This window comes from Streptococcus pyogenes (assembly GCF_002055535.1).
Classification (GTDB): Bacteria; Bacillota; Bacilli; order Lactobacillales; family Streptococcaceae; genus Streptococcus; species Streptococcus pyogenes.
The window spans coordinates 191786-210410 of record NZ_LN831034.1; the positions used below are offsets into that span (position 1 = coordinate 191786).

The window sequence follows — 18625 nt, forward strand, 5'->3', positions numbered from 1 at the left end:
TTACCCGTGTTGAAATGATAAAATCCTTAAAATAAGTTATTACGGTAAAGCGGCCTCAGGGCCTTTTTTCATGATATTTTTAGGAAATATGAAATCCTATTTTCTCTTAAAAAACCACTATGATGAGAATATGCTTGCATTGACACATGTTTTATGTCTGAAAAAACGAAAACCTTTTCAAAAAACCTAGCTTTTTCACAGGTGAAAACCACTAAAAACCATTGAAATATTAGATAGAAAAGGTTATCATACTAATGAAACTTAAAATTTTAAGGGAGCGAAACTCATGTCACATATTACATTTGATTATTCAAAAGTCCTCGAGTCATTTGCGGGACAACATGAAATTGATTTTTTACAAGGCCAAGTAACAGAAGCTGACAAGTTATTGCGTGAAGGAACTGGACCAGGTTCAGATTTCTTGGGCTGGCTTGATCTTCCAGAAAACTATGATAAAGATGAATTTGCACGTATCTTGACTGCTGCTGAAAAGATTAAGGCAGACAGCGAAGTTCTTGTGGTGATCGGTATCGGTGGGTCATACCTTGGTGCCAAAGCAGCGATTGATTTTTTAAATCATCATTTTGCTAACTTGCAAACTGCCAAAGAGCGCAAAGCCCCACAAATTCTTTACGCTGGAAACTCTATTTCATCTACTTACCTTGCCGATTTAGTTGAATACGTTCAAGACAAAGAGTTCTCAGTAAACGTGATCTCTAAATCAGGTACAACCACTGAACCAGCTATTGCCTTTCGCGTGTTCAAAGAACTTTTGGTTAAAAAATATGGCCAAGAAGAAGCTAACAAACGTATCTACGCTACCACAGACAAAGTTAAGGGTGCTGTTAAGGTAGAAGCTGACGCTAACAACTGGGAAACATTTGTGGTGCCAGATAATGTTGGTGGTCGTTTCTCAGTCTTGACTGCTGTTGGTTTGCTTCCAATTGCTGCATCAGGTGCAGATATTACTGCTCTTATGGAAGGGGCAAATGCTGCTCGTAAAGACCTTTCTTCAGACAAAATCTCTGAAAACATTGCTTACCAATACGCTGCTGTTCGTAATGTGCTTTACCGTAAAGGCTACATCACTGAAATCTTGGCTAACTACGAGCCATCTCTTCAGTACTTTGGCGAATGGTGGAAACAATTAGCTGGTGAATCAGAAGGAAAAGATCAAAAAGGGATTTACCCAACTTCAGCTAACTTCTCAACAGACCTTCACTCACTTGGTCAATTTATCCAAGAAGGTTACCGTAATCTCTTTGAAACAGTTATTCGTGTTGATAATCCTCGTAAAAATGTTATCATTCCTGAATTAGCAGAAGACCTAGATGGACTTGGTTACCTTCAAGGTAAAGACGTTGATTTCGTTAACAAGAAAGCTACAGATGGTGTGCTTCTTGCCCACACAGATGGCGGCGTGCCAAACATGTTTGTCACTCTTCCAGCTCAAGACGAGTTTACCCTTGGTTACACTATTTACTTCTTTGAGCTTGCCATCGCTGTTTCAGGCTACATGAATGCTGTTAACCCATTTGATCAACCAGGTGTTGAAGCTTACAAACGTAACATGTTTGCGCTTCTTGGAAAACCAGGTTTTGAAGCATTATCAGCAGAGCTTAATGCTCGCCTCTAATCAACAGATAGTCAAAAAGACTTCTTCCTTGTACAAGAGCTTAAAAGTTAGCCAAGCAATCTAAGAATTGGGGCGGCACTTCCATCATCGAGTGGATACAAGGTTAAGTAAAAGGGATAATAAAGTGCGCTTCCAGAACATGGGAGCGCACTTTATTATACCAAATTTCAGATAAGACCTTCAAAAAAGGGAAGAAGATCCTACAAGAGGAGTTGAACCGCTATAACAGTTCCAGTTCTGTTTCTAAGCAAATAGCAATGGCTAAAAAGAGAGCTTATCAAGGTTGCAAGTGACAACCTTAAAGACCCTCCTAGACTGTGAAAGTATCTAGGAGGGACTGTCAAAAAATTAAGAAGGAACTCTCCAAAGTTCTTCTAAACGTTTTTGGTAGTGGTTCTGGTGCAAGGCTAAGATGGTTTTGATTAAATCTTCGCGCTGCTGTTGGATACAGTCCAAACTCAAACCAAACAAGCGGGTCTCTTTGGGAAAAACACCGAGTTCTTTTAAGAAAGGCAAGAGCTTCTGACTGGTTACAACCAGATCTACAGGTTTATCATAGGGATAAATATTATCAGATAAGATATTGACCCGTGACAGTTTAACTTTGTAAGAAGGGATAGTTGAGGTGATGAAATTAGCTATAACGTTACCAACAGTTTCTTGGCTCTCAATAACAGTAATATTGATTGGAGCAATAGAGCTTTCCAAGATCTGCTCAAGGTATAAACACATCAAGTGTAAGTGACCAGAACTAATACTGCCTTGACGGCCTGTGTCATAAAGCCAATCTTTGATAACGGTTTCAAGCTTATCTAGTAGTAGCATGTTGCCTTGATATTGATCAAAATAATAACCATCAAAGGTAATTAAAGTTTGTAAATTGTAGAGAGTTCTTTTGAAAAAAGGAATTAAGTTAGGGATATGCTCATGAATATCGGAATATTTTCCAACTAGTGCCTGAAGACGATGGATTAGTAAATGATAATCGGGATCTTTGGTGATTAAATGGTAAAGTTGTTGTCGCTGATGACTTGTCCAGTACCCACTCAAGAAGGAGTTATCAGTCGTTAAATAAATTAAAAAGAGATAGTCAAAATCATCAGACGAAAATGTGACACGAGTTCGAGGTGCTAGCTCATCCACGGCAATGGTTTTGATATTGTCAAAAATAGGCAAGGATTTGAGATGTTCAAAAAGAGCTAAATGAGGCAAATGAACAGGATAGCGATGGCGCTTCCAAGTCAACATCAACAGCACATCAAAAAACAAGAAGCGTCTATCTAAAAAGGCAGAAGGTTGTAAGTTTTTTTGTGCTGCAAAGATAAAAGCATGAATCGTTTCAATGTCTGCAGGTTGTATATCATATAATATAATGCCGTACTCTTTATGTAAAAGAGCAATCAAATACCGTATTTTAAGTTCATCTCCGATAACAGTATTGTCTACAATATTTAAACCAATGTCTTGTAAATAATGTTTTAATTTATGAATAAGACGATAAGCTTTTGACTGGGATATCCCTTGTTTTCGTGTATAAACAGCGATTGATTTGTGTTTGGGATTATCTAGTAATAAGAATGTCAACATTTTTAGAGTATCTGATAAGGCAAAAATGTCATAAAAAAATGCTTCTCGCTTATCATTTAATACCTCACAATAAATACGAGATTTAATAAGCTCAATACGTAAGTACCCTTTAAATAAGGCGTTAAATTGTCGAAGATACTGCTTTATTTTTAAAGCAGTCAAAGTTGTTTGAGAACAAGCTGCTGCCATCGTCAGTTCTTTTTCTGTCAACAAAATAGCCAGTAGGATTTTCTGGTCAATAATATCGGATTCCAAATAATAATCTAACAATGTAATTTTTCTCTCCTTAAATTAAATTGTATAATCCTATATATTGTAGCGAATCTACCGTAAAAGTCAACTAAAATCAATAGGATTACCAGTATAGTCACAATAAAGATCATCAAAAAGCAGCAAACTTCATCAATAGATTGATTGATGCGTGTTTTTAGCCCATAATTGAGAGAGCTAAGAACACGCGGGTGAAATCATATTTTTGCTGTTGACTTTTTAAATTTAAAAACCTAACCAGCCGGTTAACTGGTCAGGTTTAAACAAGGGAGGGCACCTAAGAAGATAGGTGCCCAGGAGATTTATGAAAAGGGAAAACAAGGGGAAAACCTATTCTCCCAACGGTTTAGGTAAACCGCTTTTTAGGATGTTTTCATTCTACGATAGTAACCTTAAAGTTTTCTTAAATGATTCTTTAGAATGCCTTTATTTTTAATCTTTTTTGAGAGAGCTAGTTTCCACGCCAAACGCATGAAGAAACTTTTGTTTTCAGAAAACTAGATTCATAATGACAAAATCAATCAAAGTAGTACACTATAGATGAGGTGACTACGATGATTGATTTTATTATTTCTATTGATGATTGCGCAGTTGAATTGGATAGTCGTCAATCTTGGAAAATTCGCTACCCCTTATCAACCATTCTATTTCTTGTCTTCGTTTGTCAGTTAGCTGGCATTGAAACCTGGAAGGAGATGGAAGATTTTATTGAAATGAATGAACCATTGTTTGCGACCTACGTTGATTTGAGTGAAGGTTGTCCGTCTCATGATACCTTAGAGCGTGTGATTAGTCTTGTTAATTCAGACCGTTTAAAAGAGCTTAAAGTTCAATTTGAGCAATCATTGACAAGCTTAGATGCCGTTCATCAACTGATTTCAGTGGACGGTAAAACGATTCGAGGCAATCGAGGTAAAAATCAGAAGCCTGTTCATATTGTAACGGCTTATGATGGGGGTCATCATCTTAGTTTGGGACAGGTAGCGGTTGAGGAGAAAAGTAATGAAATTGTTGCCATCCCTCAGCTATTGCGGACAATTGATATCCGTAAAAGCATTGTAACGATAGACGCAATGGGCACGCAGACGGCTATCGTTGATACGATTATAAAAGGTAAAGCAGACTATTGCTTAGCCGTCAAAGGAAATCAAGAAACACTTTATGATGATATTGCTCTTTATTTTAGTGATGTCAACTTATTGGAAGAACTCCAAGAAAATGCACAGTATTATCAGACTGTTGAAAAATCTAGGGGACAGATTGAAGTTAGAGAATACTGGGTGTCTTCCGATATCAAATGGTTGTGTCAAAATTATCCCAAATGGCATAAGTTACGTGGTATTGGGATGACTCGTAACACGATTGATAAGGATGGTCAGCTGAGTCAAGAGAATCGTTATTTTATCTTTAGCTTTAAGCCGGATGTCCTCACATTTGCCAATTGTGTACGAGGTCATTGGCAGATAGAGAGTATGCACTGGTTATTGGACGTTGTTTATCATGAAGATCATCATCAGACATTGGATAAAAGAGCCGCATTTAACCTAAATCTTATCCGAAAAATGTGCTTATATTTTCTCAAAGTGATGGTATTTCCTAAAAAAGACCTCAGTTATCGTCGCAAACAACGGTATATTTCTGTCCATTTGGAAGATTATTTAGTCCAATTATTTGGAGAAAGAGGCTAAGCAGATGATTGATTTAAAAAGGAATCTTTTCAAAATTGATGTCCGGGCACAAAAGGATGAAGAGAAAGTTTTCATGCGTACGGCGTGGCTAGTTTCTTGTCAGCCTTGAACCTTTTTCCTAATTTATGGTATGATAAGAAGATGATGAAAAAAGAGATTCTCAAAGAACTCTTCTAGTCTTTACGAACTATGGATGTAGACTTAAAACGTCAAAATGATCAAGCTTTATTAGTGGATGTTGTTAGCAATCAAGCTTATCAGCGGGCCAATACGATTGCCAAATCAAACGATTTATGATATTGCTGTTTAGGAGGTTTATCTTAGATGACACAGTTATTAAAACGATATCCTATTACTATTTTCCTTTTAGGGTTAACAGGCTTAATTTTTATAGCAATGCAAGTGGTATATGGACATTTAGCAACTGGTGCTCAAGCTATTTATCAAGTTGGAGGTATGTTTGGATTACTAGTAAAAGCAATGCCAGACCAGTTGTGGCGATTGGTGACTCCGATATTTATTCATATCGGCTTTGGTCATTTTTTTGTCAATGGATTAACACTATATTTTGTTGGTCAAATCGTCGAAGACCTCTGGGGCTCACGCCGTTTTTTATTACTTTATGTTTTATCAGGTGTTATGGGCAATGCCTTTACTTTTTGGTTGACTCCTGAAACAGTAGCTGCAGGAGCATCGACGTCGTTATTTGGACTTTTTGCTGCTATTGTAGTATTGAGTTTTTTGGGTAAGAACCAAGCGTTGAAAGATTTGGGCAAGTCATACCAGACGTTAATTGTAGTCAATTTACTGATGAATCTTTTTATGCCAAACGTGAGTATGGCAGGCCATATTGGCGGTGTCGTGGGTGGTGCGTTACTGAGTATAGTTTTTCCAACTAAGATGAGAGTGATAACAGTGAAGAAAACCAAGCGAATGTTGGCTTTAGTGAGCTATGGTATTATTTTGGTTGGTGTGTTAGTGCTTGGGTTTTTATAAAAATAAGTGAGTGGTTAGCACTGTTACTTCTCAGATGGCTAGTAGGATGAAATGACTTAAAAACCATAAAAATAAGGAGGGATTTTCCCTCCTTATTTTTATGGTTTTGTCTTCTCTAGTGCTTTGCCCAGTTGGATGATGTAGGCTTTCAAGTCATCTTTGACTTGAGGGTGTTTCAGGGCATAATCCAAAGAAGTTTTCATAAACCCAAATTTATCGCCAACATCATAGCGTTTCCCTTTAAACTCACGAGCAAAGACACGCTGTGTCTTATTGAGGGTATCAATAGCATCAGTCAGTTGAACTTCATTGCCTGCACCAGGTTCTTGTTTTTCTAAAATACTAAAAATTTCTGGTGTGAGCAAGTAACGTCCAATAATTGCCAAATCACTAGGTGCATCTTGAGGTTGTGGTTTTTCAACAAAAGTATCCACACTATAGAGTCCTTTTACTGCTTTTGCTTGAGGAGCAATGATACCGTAGTTAGAGACATCCTCGTGAGGAACCCTCATGACGGCAATAGTTGCAGCATGAGTTTCTTCATAGTCATCGATCAATTGTTTGGTTAATGGTTTTACATTTGGATTTGTAATATCCATCAGATCATCACCTAGCATGACAACAAAAGGTTCATTGCCAACAAAGGTCTTTGCTTGAAGAACTGCGTCTCCTAATCCTCTTGGATGACTCTGTCGAATAAAGTGAAGATTAATAGAAGTGGTCTCGTCTACTAACTTTAGAAGTTCGATTTTTCCTTTAGCCTGTAAATTATATTCTAATTCAAAATTAGAATCAAAATGATCTTCTATGGAGCGTTTGGATTTTCCAGTAACGATAAGAATTTCTTCGATACCTGATTTTAGAGCTTCTTCAACGATAAATTGAATAGTTGGTTTATCAACAATAGGTAGCATCTCCTTGGCAAGGGCCTTGGTTGCAGGTAAAAAACGTGTGCCTAAACCTGCTGCGGGAATAATAGCTTTTCTGACTTTGGTCATCAGCACCTCCTCTTATTTTAGTGACGCATGGCTTAATGCCATTCATTTTCAGAACGAAATTCATTTGACATCATGCCGAGGATGCTTTCTTTGATATCAGCGCCCTCGTAGATGGACTTATAAATAGCTGTTGTAATTGGCATGTAAACTCCGAGGTCTTGGGCAATTTCATAGGCTACCTTAGTTGTTGCGATACCTTCGATAACCATACCCATGTTGCGTTCAATATCTTCTAATTTTTCACCACGTCCAAGGGCAGCTCCAGCCCGCCAGTTACGTGAATGGACAGAAGTACCTGTTACAATTAGATCACCAACACCAGATAACCCACTGTAGGTTAACGGGTCAGCACCAAGCTTGACGCCTAGACGGGTGATTTCAGCTAACCCACGAGTAATTACCGCTGCTTTGGCATTATCTCCATACCCAAGTCCATGGAGAGCTCCTGCTCCAACAGCAATAATGTTTTTGAGGGCACCAGCTGTTTCAACTCCGATGACGTCGGTATTGGTATAAAGTCGGAAGTAGTGGTTACTAAAGAGGGACTGAACATACTTTGCAGCTTCAATATCTTTTGAGGCTGCCGTGATGAGAGTAATATCGCGAACGATAGTTTCTTCAGCATGACTAGGACCTGATACAACGACCACTTCACTACGAAAATGAGCTGGAATTTCTTCTTCTAGGATAGTTGATAAACGTTCGTGGGTCTCTGGTTCTAGACCTTTTGAGGCATGCATGACCACTACTTTATGATCTAAAATGGCGGCAACTTGTCTAGCAACTAATCGTGTTACTTTAGTTGGCACAACAAAAAGCACCGCATCAACATCTGATAGGGCTTGACCTAAATCAAGAGTTGCCGTAATGTTTTTGTCTAACACAATGTCTTTGAAGTAGTGTCTATTGGTATGCTTGGTATTTATCTCTTCAATTTGATCAGGAATATTTCCCCATAAACGGACGTCATGGCCATTGTCATTAAGAACCTGAGAAAGGGCAGTTCCCCAAGAACCAGGTCCTAAAATAGCTACTTTTTGTTTTGTCATTCTAAATTCTCCTTCAAGAGCTAGTCACTCTATTATAACATAACACCTTGATTAGCTCTATTAGAAAAGGTATATGGTCTTGGCTAATAAGGCGTTCCCAAGAGAGCTAGCTATATTAATAATGTTGTTTAATAAGCTTCATCAGGTGAGCTGTTGTCATGGCTTTGCCCTGTTCTTTTTAGTTATTTAAGTTCGGAAACTTATTTTTAAAAATAAAGATATTTTAATTGACAATAGTTATCTAGAGAACTAAAATACTTATCATAGAAACTATTAAAGAAAATAAGGAGGGAAGAGATGTCACAAGTGATAGGTGATTTACGTGAATTGATACATCAAATCGAACAAATTAGTGATGAGATTGCAAAAAAATATGATGTAGAGCATCTAGCAGGTCCTCAAGGTTATGTTCTTGTTTTTTTAGCTAAACACCAAAATCAAGAAATATTTGTCAAAGATATTGAAAAACAACTTCGTATCTCAAAGTCAGTTGCTAGTCATTTAGTGAAACGTATGGTCAAAAATGGGTTTATCAATGTGATGCCTTCCCAAGTGGATAAGCGTTATAAGCAAGTAGTGTTAGCGCAGGTTGGTAGAGATAAATTGCCTTTGTTGCGGGAGTGTCGTAAGGATATCGAGCACTATTTTTTAAAAGAAATTACAAAAGAAGAGTTGCTGACAGCGAAAAAAGTAATTGAACAGCTCAAGCAAAATATGCTAACTTATAAAGGAGACAACGATGCTTAAAGACGCAATCTTACGTTATAAATGGTATGCTTTAGGCTCATTTTTTATGGTTATTGGGGTTGTTGCAAGTAGTCTCTTGCAACCACATTATCTTAAATCTGTGCTAAGCGCTGTTATTCAAAATAATCAAGAGAAAATTTATGAGGTTGGGAAACCATTACTTATTATTGCCCTTTTAGGGTTAATGTCTGGAGCGATTAATACGGTTTTAGCTGCTAAAATAGCTCAAGGTGTATCTGCTGATATGAGGGAGAAGACCTTTCGAAAAATCCAAGACTTTTCATATGCCAATATTGAAGCTTTTAATGCTGGTAATCTTGTGGTTAGGCTAACTAATGATATCAATCAAATCCAAAGTTTAGTCATGATGATGTTTCAAATTCTCTTTCGTTTGCCGATCCTTTTTATTGGCGCGTTTATTATGGCAGTTCAGACATTCCCTCAATTATGGTGGGTCATTGTTGTAATGGTTATCTTAATTGCCCTCATCATGGGTTTGGTGATGCGTCAAATGGGTCCTCGTTTTGGTAAATTTCAACGGTTAATGGATAAGATTAATCGCATCGCTAAGGAAAATCTCCGTGGCGTTCGCGTGGTTAAATCATTTGTACAAGAACAACAACAATACACTAAATTTAAAGAAACGTCCAATGATCTTTTGGCGTTAAATTTATCTATTGGTTATGGTTTTTCACTAATGCAGCCGGCTTTAATGTTGGTGTCTTATTTGGCAGTTTATGTTTCTATAAATGTTGTTTCGACCATGGTCGAAACAGATCCAACAGTGATTGGGAATATTGCCTCTTTCATGACTTATATGATGCAAATTATGTTTTCAATTATTGTGGTTGGTTCCATGGGGATGCAAGTTAGTCGTGCTTTTGTTTCTATGGCTAGAATTAGGCAAATATTGTCTACAGAACCTGCCATGACATTTGAAAATGAAAAGGAAGAAACCATCTCAGGAAGCATTGTATTTGACGATGTTAGTTTTACATATCCTAATGATGATGAGCCAACCTTGAAGCACATTTCTTTTGCTATTGAACCTGGGCAAATGGTCGGCATCGTTGGTGCAACAGGATCTGGGAAATCAACGCTTGCACAGCTCATCCCTCGCTTATTTGATCCTCAAGATGGCCAAATTTTGTTAGGAGGAAAGCCGATTAAAACCCTAAGTCAAACAACCCTGCGCCAATCGGTTTCCATCGTGTTGCAAAAGGCTATTCTCTTTTCAGGAACGATAGCTGATAACCTTCGCCAAGGCTCAGCAAAAGCTGATATTGATGCTATGCAAAAAGCCGCTCAAATCGCGCAAGCAAAAGAATTTATTGATCGTATGGATAGCCGTTATGAGAGCCAAGTTGAAGAGCGAGGTAGTAACTTGTCTGGCGGACAAAAGCAACGTCTGTCTATTGCACGTGGTGTCATTAATCATCCCAAAATTCTTATATTAGACGATTCCACTTCAGCTCTTGATGCAAAATCTGAAAAACGCGTTCAAGAAGCCTTAAGTCATAAATTAGAAGGTACAACTACAGTTATTGTTGCTCAAAAAATTTCATCGGTAGTTAAGGCAGATAAGATCTTAGTCCTTGACCAAGGACAGTTAATTGGAGAAGGAACACACGCAGAGTTGGTGGCTAATAATGCGATTTATCGTGAAATTTATGAGACACAAAAAGGAAGGGAGGAGTAGTGATGAAAACAGCACGTTTTTTCTGGTTTTATTTTAAACGCTATCGTTTCTCATTTACTGTCATTGCTGTTGCCGTTATCTTAGCAACTTATTTACAAGTAAAAGCTCCTGTCTTCTTAGGAGAGTCCTTGACTGAGTTGGGAAAAATCGGTCAGGCTTATTACGTTGCTAAGATGAGTGGCCAGACACATTTTAGCCCTGATTTATCAGCTTTTAATGCCGTGATGTTTAAGCTTTTGATGACTTATTTCTTTACTGTTTTAGCTAATCTAATATATAGTTTCTTACTTACACGTGTTGTCTCACATTCGACTAACCGCATGCGCAAGGGCTTATTTGGTAAATTAGAACGTTTAACCGTCGCCTTTTTTGACCGCCATAAAGATGGGGAGATTCTTTCTCGTTTCACGAGTGATTTGGATAATATTCAAAACTCGCTGAACCAATCCTTGATTCAAGTGGTGACTAATATTGCCCTTTACATCGGCCTGGTCTGGATGATGTTTAGGCAAGATAGCCGTTTAGCTTTGTTAACCATCGCATCAACCCCAGTTGCTCTCATTTTTTTAGTGATTAACATCCGTTTGGCAAGAAAATACACCAATATCCAACAGCAAGAAGTCAGTGCTTTAAATGCTTTTATGGATGAAACCATTTCAGGACAAAAGGCTATTATTGTACAAGGTGTCCAAGAAGATACGATGACAGCCTTTTTAAAGCATAATGAAAGGGTTCGACAAGCCACCTTCAAACGCCGTCTGTTCTCAGGACAATTATTTCCAGTCATGAATGGAATGAGCCTTATTAACACGGCTATCGTGATTTTTGTCGGTTCAACAATTGTCCTCAGTGACAAATCTATGCCAGCAGCGGCAGCGCTTGGTTTAGTGGTTACTTTTGTACAATATTCCCAGCAATATTACCAACCCATGATGCAAATCGCGTCTAGTTGGGGAGAATTGCAGCTGGCCTTTACCGGTGCTCACCGTATTCAAGAAATGTTTGATGAAACCGAAGAAGTTCGTCCACAAAATGCACCAGCGTTCACCAGCTTAAAAGAAGCAGTGGCGATTAACCACGTCGATTTTGGGTATCTTCCTGGGCAAAAAGTTTTATCAGATGTGTCAATCGTTGCACCCAAGGGCAAAATGATTGCCGTGGTTGGACCGACAGGTTCTGGAAAGACCACTATTATGAACTTGATTAACCGTTTCTACGATGTGGATGCAGGTTCGATTACCTTTGATGGCCGTGATATTCGTGACTACGATTTGGATAGTCTTCGTCAAAAGGTAGGGATTGTGTTGCAAGAGTCAGTTCTTTTTTCAGGAACCATTACGGATAATATTCGTTTTGGTGATCAGACCATTAGTCAAGACATGGTTGAAACTGCTGCGCGTGCGACCCATATTCATGACTTTATCATGTCCTTACCAAAAGGGTACAATACCTATGTCTCAGATGATGACAATGTCTTTTCAACAGGTCAAAAGCAGTTGATTTCTATTGCTAGGACGCTACTGACTGACCCTGAAGTGTTGATTTTGGATGAGGCCACTTCAAATGTTGATACGGTTACCGAAAGTAAAATTCAACGGGCCATGGAAGCTATCGTGGCAGGTCGAACTAGCTTTGTCATTGCTCACCGCCTCAAAACCATTTTAAATGCCGATCACATTATTGTGTTGAAAGATGGCAAGGTCATTGAGCAAGGAAATCATCATGAGCTATTGCATCAAAAAGGCTTTTATGCCGAATTGTATCACAATCAATTTGTCTTTGAATAGATGGCATCAGCTCCGCGTCTTAGCGGAGTTTTTTGGTGAACAATAAAGCAGTCAAGCTTTCTTTTCTGATATGGTATAATAGCAAGCAAGAGAAAAAACAATTAGAAAGTAGCCACAATGATTGATTTACAAGAGATTCTCGCTAACATGAATCCCAATCAAAAGATAAATTATGACAGGGTCATGCAACAGATGGCCAAGGTTTGGGAGAAGGAATCCGTGCGCCCCAGTATTTTAATGCATGTCTGCTGCGCCCCATGCTCCACTTACACCCTAGAATACCTGACGCAGTTTGCTGACATTACGGTTTACTTTGCCAATTCTAATATTCACCCTAAGGACGAATACCATCGCAGAGCTTATGTGACACAACAGTTTGTCTCCGAGTTCAACGCTAAAACAGGCAATACTGTTCAGTTTCTCGAAGCGGACTATGTCCCCAATGAGTACGTTCGACAAGTGCGAGGCTTAGAAGAGGAACCAGAAGGTGGGGACCGTTGCCGTGTCTGTTTTGATTACCGACTAGACAAGACCGCTCAAAAAGCAGTGGAACTTGGTTTTGACTACTTTGCCAGTGCCCTAACCATCAGTCCTCATAAAAATTCGCAAACCATTAATGATGTGGGCATCGATGTGCAAAAGGTTTACACCACCAAATACCTGCCAAGTGATTTCAAGAAAAACAACGGTTATCGCAGATCCGTTGAAATGTGTGAGGAGTATGATATTTACCGCCAATGCTATTGTGGCTGTGTCTATGCTGCCAAAATGCAAGGTATTGACTTGGTTCAAGTGAAAAAAGATGCCAAAGCTTTTATGGCAGACAAGGATTTGGATAATGATTTCACCCACATCCGCTTTAGTTATCGTGGGGATGAGATGTGATGGCATGATTAAAAGTGGTCCGTTTAAAGTTGACCGCTTTTTTGCTATTCTTTTACGAATAGTCTATAATAAGAGGATATGATTGACTTGAAAGGATATACCTATCATAATGACAAAAATTCGTGGTTTCGAGCTTGTTTCAAGCTTTACTAATCCTGATTTACTACCAAAACGTGAGACGACTCATGCAGCTGGTTATGACCTGTCTGTTGCTGAGGCTGTAACCATTGCCCCAGGGGAGATTAAGTTGGTACCAACAGGGGTTAAGGCCTATATGCAAGATGGCGAGGTGCTTTACCTCTATGATCGTTCGTCAAATCCACGAAAAAAAGGGATTATCCTGATTAATTCAGTAGGTGTGATTGATGCAGATTATTATGGTAATGAGGCTAATGAAGGACATATTTTTGCACAAATGCAAAACATTACAGATCACCCTGTGACATTAGCTGTGGGTGAGAGGATCGTTCAGGGTGTTTTTATGCCTTTTTTAATTGCTGATGGTGACCAAGCCAGAGGTGAACGAACAGGTGGTTTTGGTTCGACAGGGCAGTAAAGCGATTTAACAAAAATGCTTATGACAGCAGACCTATTCTTTAAGAGTGGGTTTGTCTTGTATAGGGGAGGGAGATTACTATGGCAAAGAAAAAAGCAACCTTTATCTGTCAGGAGTGTGGCTACCAGTCGCCAAAGTATTTAGGGCGCTGTCCAAATTGCTCGGCCTGGTCTTCTTTTGTGGAAGAAGTAGAGGTCAAAGAAGTCAAAAATGCCCGTGTTAGTCTAGCTGGAGAAAAGTCCAGACCGGTTAAACTAAAAGATGTGGATAATATTAGTTATCACAGAACACAGACTGACATGTCTGAATTTAATAGAGTTCTTGGAGGGGGTGTGGTTCCTGGAAGCTTGATTTTAATTGGTGGTGATCCAGGTATTGGAAAATCCACCTTACTCTTGCAGGTATCCACGCAGCTCGCTAATAAGGGAACGGTTCTCTATGTGTCTGGGGAAGAATCAGCAGAGCAGATTAAACTGCGGAGTGAGCGTCTGGGTGATATTGACAATGAATTTTACCTCTATGCCGAAACCAATATGCAAGCTATTCGCACAGAAATTGAAAATATTAAACCAGATTTTTTAATTATTGACTCCATTCAGACCATCATGAGCCCTGATATTACAGGTGTTCAAGGATCAGTCAGTCAGGTGAGAGAAGTCACTGCAGAATTGATGCAGCTTGCAAAGACGAACAACATTGCAACCTTTATTGTGGGTCATGTCACCAAGGAAGGAACCTTGGCTGGGCCTCGTATGTTAGAACATATGGTGGATACCGTTCTCTACTTTGAAGGGGAAAGGCATCACACCTTTCGCATTCTGCGGGCTGTGAAAAACCGCTTTGGCTCCACTAACGAGATTGGCATTTTTGAAATGCAGTCTGGCGGCTTGGTAGAGGTCTTAAATCCTAGTCAAGTCTTTTTAGAGGAACGCTTAGATGGGGCAACAGGATCGGCTGTCGTTGTAACGATGGAAGGAAGTCGTCCTATCTTAGCAGAGGTGCAATCTTTAGTGACACCAACCGTTTTTGGCAATGCCAGACGAACCACTACGGGACTTGATTTCAATCGCGTAAGCCTAATAATGGCAGTTTTAGAAAAGCGCTGTGGTTTACTCTTACAAAATCAAGATGCCTACCTCAAGTCGGCTGGTGGTGTCAAACTAGACGAACCTGCCATTGATTTGGCAGTCGCTGTGGCTATCGCATCCAGTTATAAGGAAAAACCAACCAGCCCTCAAGAAGCTTTCTTAGGCGAGATCGGGTTAACAGGTGAGATTCGGCGAGTGACCCGTATTGAGCAACGGATTAATGAAGCAGCAAAGCTTGGCTTTACCAAGGTCTATGCTCCTAAAAATGCCTTGCAAGGCATTGATATCCCTCAAGGTATTGAGGTTGTCGGAGTGACTACGGTTGGTCAGGTTTTAAATGCAGTTTTTAGCTAGAGGATCAGAAACTAAGAGCAAATGAGGAGGAAATTTGTCAAGAAAGTATCCCAATCATTTGTTTTTTTAACTTTTCGAACGATACCGACCGTCTAAGAGGTTAATCCAGCTATTTTCCATAAAAGATGTTAAGATAAGACAAACTAACAGCAAAAATAGCTCTGCTGTTTCTCAAAAGGAGTTTATTGATGTCTTATTTTGAACATTTTATGGCTGCCAATCAGGCTTATGTGGCCTTGCATGGGACAGCTCATTTGCCCTTAAAACCCAAGACTAAAGTAGCGATTGTGACTTGTATGGATTCACGGCTACATGTGGCCCAAGCTCTGGGGCTGGCTCTAGGAGATGCTCATATTTTAAGGAATGCTGGCGGACGTGTCACCGAAGACATGATTCGGTCGCTGGTTATTTCTCAGCAGCAAATGGGAACGAGAGAGATTGTGGTTCTCCACCATACAGATTGTGGCGCGCAGACTTTTACTAATGAAGGCTTTGCCAAGCATATTCATGAGCACTTAGGTGTGGATGTTTCAGGGCAAGATTTCCTTCCCTTCCAAGATGTGGAAGACAGTGTCCGCGAGGATATGGCTAAGATAAGAGCCTCCTCTCTTATCTCTGATGATGTCGTTATTAACGGTGTCGTCTACGATGTGGATACTGGAAAGATGACACAAGTAATGGAATAGTTAGTAGCCAAGTTGTAGAGCTGAATTCAGCTCTTTTTTATTTTTAAAAATTATTGAAAATATTAGACAAAGAAATAGGGAAGCGTTATAATAATTGTATCAAGTTATTCATACAAACAAGGAGAGTAAGATGGTCGACAATAGAATGAGATTTACGATTGATCAAAACATGCAATTTCCACTAGTTGAGATTGATCTGGAACATGGGGGATCAGTTTACTTACAACAAGGAAGTATGGTTTATCATACTGAGAATGTAACCTTGAATACCAAATTGAATGGTAAGGGATCTGGTTTAGGAAAATTAGTTGGAGCCATCGGCCGTTCCATGGTTTCTGGTGAATCAATGTTCATTACACAAGCTATGTCAAATGGAGATGGTAAATTAGCATTAGCACCCAATACACCAGGACAGATTGTTGCTTTAGAACTAGGTGAAAAACAATATCGTCTAAATGATGGTGCCTTTCTAGCCCTAGATGGTTCAGCACAGTACAAAATGGAACGTCAAAATATTGGAAAAGCACTTTTTGGTGGTCAAGGCGGACTTTTTGTCATGACAACTGAAGGCCTTGGTACCTTACTTGCTAACTCGTTTGGATCTATCAAGAAAATCACACTTGATGGTGGCACAATGACTATTGATAATGCCCATGTTGTAGCATGGAGCAGAGAACTTGATTATGATATTCATTTAGAAAATGGCTTTATGCAGTCAATTGGTACAGGTGAAGGAGTTGTTAATACCTTTAGAGGTCATGGTGAGATTTATATCCAAAGTCTTAACCTTGAGCAATTTGCTGGGACTCTTAAACGTTATCTACCAACTAGTTCAAATTAGTCAAAATAACATAAAATCAGCTTTTTAGGGCTGATTTTTTTCGCCTAAGCAAGTAAAATATGCTATAATAAGAAAGATTTTAGAAGAAGTCTGAAAAGGTCTTGGCAAGCTCAAATCATCATTTGTTGCTTGTTTTTCGTGCCACAGGTTTCTGAGTGATATATGTAACAGGAGAAGAAGCATGTCTAAACCAATTCGTGTGCGTTATGCACCAAGTCCAACAGGGCTTTTACATATCGGGAATGCCCGCACAGCCCTATTTAATTACCTTTATGCCCGTCGTCACGGAGGTACTTTTATCATTCGTATTGAAGATACTGACCGTAAACGTCATGTTGAAGATGGTGAACGTTCTCAACTTGAAAACCTAAAATGGTTAGGAATGGATTGGGATGAAAGCCCAGAAACGCATGAAAATTACCGCCAGTCTGAACGTCTAGCACTTTATCAACAATATATTGATCAATTGTTAGCTGAAGGAAAAGCCTACAAGTCTTACGTGACTGAGGAAGAATTGGCAGCAGAGCGTGAACGCCAAGAAGCAGCTGGCGAAACGCCTCGCTATATCAATGAATTTATTGGTATGTCAGCTGACGAAAAAGCTAAGTACATTGCTGAGCGTGAAGCAGCAGGTATCGTTCCAACAGTCCGTCTTGCTGTTAATGAGTCCGGTATTTACAAATGGACTGACATGGTTAAAGGCGATATCGAGTTTGAAGGTGGTAACATCGGTGGTGACTGGGTTATTCAAAAGAAAGATGGCTATCCAACTTATAACTTTGCCGTTGTTGTTGATGATCATGATATGCAAATTTCTCACGTTATCCGTGGCGATGACCATATTGCCAATACGCCAAAACAATTGATGGTCTATGAAGCTCTTGGCTGGGAAGCGCCAGAGTTTGGTCATATGACTCTTATCATCAATTCTGAAACGGGTAAAAAATTATCAAAACGCGACACCAATACCCTCCAATTCATTGAAGATTACCGCAAAAAAGGTTATATGCCTGAAGCTGTCTTTAACTTCATCGCCCTTCTTGGCTGGAATCCTGGCGGAGAAGAGGAAATCTTCTCTCGTGAGCAACTGATTGCCCTTTTTGATGAAAATCGCCTTAGCAAGTCGCCAGCTGCCTTTGACCAGAAGAAAATGGATTGGATGAGCAATGAGTATCTTAAACATGCGGATTTTGAAACAGTTTATGCCCTCTGCAAACCATTCCTTGAAGAGGCAGGCCGTTTGACAGAAAAAGCTGAGAAGCTAGTAGAATTATACAAACCTCAATTAAAATCTGCAGATGAGATTATTCCATTGACTGACCTTTTCTTTTCTGATTTCCCTGAATTAACAGAAGCCGAAAAAGAAGTGATGGCAGGTGAAACAGTTTCGACAGTCTTGCAAGCTTTCAAGGCTAAGTTGGAAGCTATGTCAGATGAAGACTTCAAACCAGAAAATATTTTCCCACAAATTAAGGCTGTTCAAAAAGAAACAGGAATCAAAGGGAAAAACCTCTTTATGCCTATTCGTATTGCAGTATCTGGTGAAATGCATGGCCCAGAATTACCAAATACGATTTATTTATTGGGACGTGATAAATCCATTGAGCACATCAAAAACATGCTATAAGGCTGTATCGTTCACCTTTATTTTTAAACGCTTTAAGGAGTTAAAAAGTCACGACAACGAAAGATTGAAGATTAAGTTCTTCAGTCTTTTTTATCGTTATCTGAGCTTGCTACCTTGGTAAAGTAAAAAAT

General features: G+C 39.2%; 15 protein-coding genes. 12 read left to right on the forward strand and 3 right to left on the reverse strand.

The window, feature by feature from the left end; translation table 11 throughout:
- The first annotated feature begins 286 nt into the window (after positions 1-286).
- Positions 287-1636, forward strand: coding sequence for a glucose-6-phosphate isomerase (locus B6D67_RS01130; RefSeq protein WP_010921858.1), 1350 nt, complete (start codon positions 287-289; stop codon positions 1634-1636).
- Positions 1637-1984: 348 nt separating this feature from the next.
- On the opposite strand, the gene B6D67_RS01135 is transcribed toward B6D67_RS01130, so the two are convergent.
- Complete coding sequence (locus tag B6D67_RS01135) at positions 1985-3493, reverse strand: helix-turn-helix domain-containing protein (protein WP_010921859.1); 1509 nt, start codon at positions 3491-3493, stop codon at positions 1985-1987.
- Positions 3494-4047: 554 nt separating this feature from the next.
- Between B6D67_RS01135 and B6D67_RS01140 the strand changes: the two genes are divergently transcribed.
- Both B6D67_RS01140 and B6D67_RS01150 read left to right on the forward strand, forming a co-directional pair.
- On the forward strand, positions 4048-5181 hold the full coding sequence (locus B6D67_RS01140; RefSeq protein ID WP_011285737.1) for an ISAs1-like element IS1548 family transposase: 1134 nt from the start codon (positions 4048-4050) through the stop codon (positions 5179-5181).
- A 324-nt stretch (positions 5182-5505) separates the two neighbouring features.
- Complete coding sequence (locus tag B6D67_RS01150; RefSeq protein ID WP_002991199.1) at positions 5506-6177, forward strand: rhomboid family intramembrane serine protease; 672 nt, start codon at positions 5506-5508, stop codon at positions 6175-6177.
- Between the two features lie 98 nt (positions 6178-6275).
- On the opposite strand, the gene galU is transcribed toward B6D67_RS01150, so the two are convergent.
- Both galU and B6D67_RS01160 read right to left on the reverse strand, forming a co-directional pair.
- Positions 6276-7175 carry a UTP--glucose-1-phosphate uridylyltransferase GalU gene (gene galU, locus B6D67_RS01155; protein ID WP_002986125.1) on the reverse strand — a complete coding sequence of 300 codons (900 nt, stop codon included), beginning with the start codon at positions 7173-7175 and terminating at the stop codon, positions 6276-6278.
- Between the two features lie 32 nt (positions 7176-7207).
- Positions 7208-8224 (reverse strand): NAD(P)H-dependent glycerol-3-phosphate dehydrogenase, encoded by a 1017-nt coding sequence (locus tag B6D67_RS01160; RefSeq protein WP_002986123.1) that lies wholly within the window; start codon positions 8222-8224, stop codon positions 7208-7210.
- A gap of 297 nt (positions 8225-8521) precedes the next feature.
- Between B6D67_RS01160 and B6D67_RS01165 the strand changes: the two genes are divergently transcribed.
- The 9 genes from B6D67_RS01165 to gltX all read left to right on the forward strand — a co-directional run bounded on the left by B6D67_RS01165 (position 8522) and on the right by gltX (position 18494).
- Complete coding sequence (locus B6D67_RS01165; RefSeq protein ID WP_002986120.1) at positions 8522-8971, forward strand: MarR family winged helix-turn-helix transcriptional regulator; 450 nt, start codon at positions 8522-8524, stop codon at positions 8969-8971.
- On the forward strand, positions 8964-10670 hold the full coding sequence (locus tag B6D67_RS01170) for an ABC transporter ATP-binding protein (RefSeq protein ID WP_010921864.1): 1707 nt from the start codon (positions 8964-8966) through the stop codon (positions 10668-10670). The genes B6D67_RS01165 and B6D67_RS01170 overlap by 8 nt, the downstream gene beginning before the upstream one ends.
- A 2-nt stretch (positions 10671-10672) precedes the next feature.
- Entirely contained in the window at positions 10673-12457 is a 1785-nt protein-coding gene (locus tag B6D67_RS01175; protein ID WP_010921865.1) for an ABC transporter ATP-binding protein, read from the forward strand.
- A 117-nt stretch (positions 12458-12574) separates the two neighbouring features.
- Positions 12575-13342 (forward strand): epoxyqueuosine reductase QueH, encoded by a 768-nt coding sequence (locus B6D67_RS01180; RefSeq protein WP_002986113.1) that lies wholly within the window; start codon positions 12575-12577, stop codon positions 13340-13342.
- Positions 13343-13451: 109 nt separating this feature from the next.
- Entirely contained in the window at positions 13452-13898 is a 447-nt protein-coding gene (locus B6D67_RS01185) for a dUTP diphosphatase (RefSeq protein ID WP_002986111.1), read from the forward strand.
- A gap of 80 nt (positions 13899-13978) precedes the next feature.
- Positions 13979-15340, forward strand: coding sequence for a DNA repair protein RadA (gene radA, locus B6D67_RS01190; RefSeq protein WP_010921866.1), 1362 nt, complete (start codon positions 13979-13981; stop codon positions 15338-15340).
- 188 nt (positions 15341-15528) lie between these two features.
- On the forward strand, positions 15529-16026 hold the full coding sequence (locus B6D67_RS01195; protein WP_029714234.1) for a beta-class carbonic anhydrase: 498 nt from the start codon (positions 15529-15531) through the stop codon (positions 16024-16026).
- A gap of 130 nt (positions 16027-16156) precedes the next feature.
- On the forward strand, positions 16157-16867 hold the full coding sequence (locus tag B6D67_RS01200; protein ID WP_011017311.1) for a TIGR00266 family protein: 711 nt from the start codon (positions 16157-16159) through the stop codon (positions 16865-16867).
- 181 nt (positions 16868-17048) lie between these two features.
- Positions 17049-18494, forward strand: coding sequence for a glutamate--tRNA ligase (gltX, locus tag B6D67_RS01205; protein WP_002986105.1), 1446 nt, complete (start codon positions 17049-17051; stop codon positions 18492-18494).
- The last annotated feature ends 131 nt before the right edge of the window (positions 18495-18625 follow it).

Bases quoted from the DNA above. Each gene is read 5' to 3' on its own strand.
- radA (WP_010921866.1), top strand. From the start codon at position 13,979: ATGGCAAAGAAAAAAGCAACCTTTATCTGTCAGGAGTGTGGCTACCAG.
- B6D67_RS01180 (WP_002986113.1), top strand. From the start codon at position 12,575: ATGATTGATTTACAAGAGATTCTCGCTAACATGAATCCCAATCAAAAG.
- gltX (WP_002986105.1), top strand. From the start codon at position 17,049: ATGTCTAAACCAATTCGTGTGCGTTATGCACCAAGTCCAACAGGGCTT.
- B6D67_RS01130 (WP_010921858.1), top strand. From the start codon at position 287: ATGTCACATATTACATTTGATTATTCAAAAGTCCTCGAGTCATTTGCG.
- galU (WP_002986125.1), bottom strand. From the start codon at position 7,175: ATGACCAAAGTCAGAAAAGCTATTATTCCCGCAGCAGGTTTAGGCACA.
- B6D67_RS01175 (WP_010921865.1), top strand. From the start codon at position 10,673: ATGAAAACAGCACGTTTTTTCTGGTTTTATTTTAAACGCTATCGTTTC.
- B6D67_RS01185 (WP_002986111.1), top strand. From the start codon at position 13,452: ATGACAAAAATTCGTGGTTTCGAGCTTGTTTCAAGCTTTACTAATCCT.
- B6D67_RS01200 (WP_011017311.1), top strand. From the start codon at position 16,157: ATGGTCGACAATAGAATGAGATTTACGATTGATCAAAACATGCAATTT.
- B6D67_RS01160 (WP_002986123.1), bottom strand. From the start codon at position 8,224: ATGACAAAACAAAAAGTAGCTATTTTAGGACCTGGTTCTTGGGGAACT.
- B6D67_RS01150 (WP_002991199.1), top strand. From the start codon at position 5,506: ATGACACAGTTATTAAAACGATATCCTATTACTATTTTCCTTTTAGGG.
- B6D67_RS01140 (WP_011285737.1), top strand. From the start codon at position 4,048: ATGATTGATTTTATTATTTCTATTGATGATTGCGCAGTTGAATTGGAT.
- B6D67_RS01170 (WP_010921864.1), top strand. From the start codon at position 8,964: ATGCTTAAAGACGCAATCTTACGTTATAAATGGTATGCTTTAGGCTCA.
- B6D67_RS01165 (WP_002986120.1), top strand. From the start codon at position 8,522: ATGTCACAAGTGATAGGTGATTTACGTGAATTGATACATCAAATCGAA.
- B6D67_RS01195 (WP_029714234.1), top strand. From the start codon at position 15,529: ATGTCTTATTTTGAACATTTTATGGCTGCCAATCAGGCTTATGTGGCC.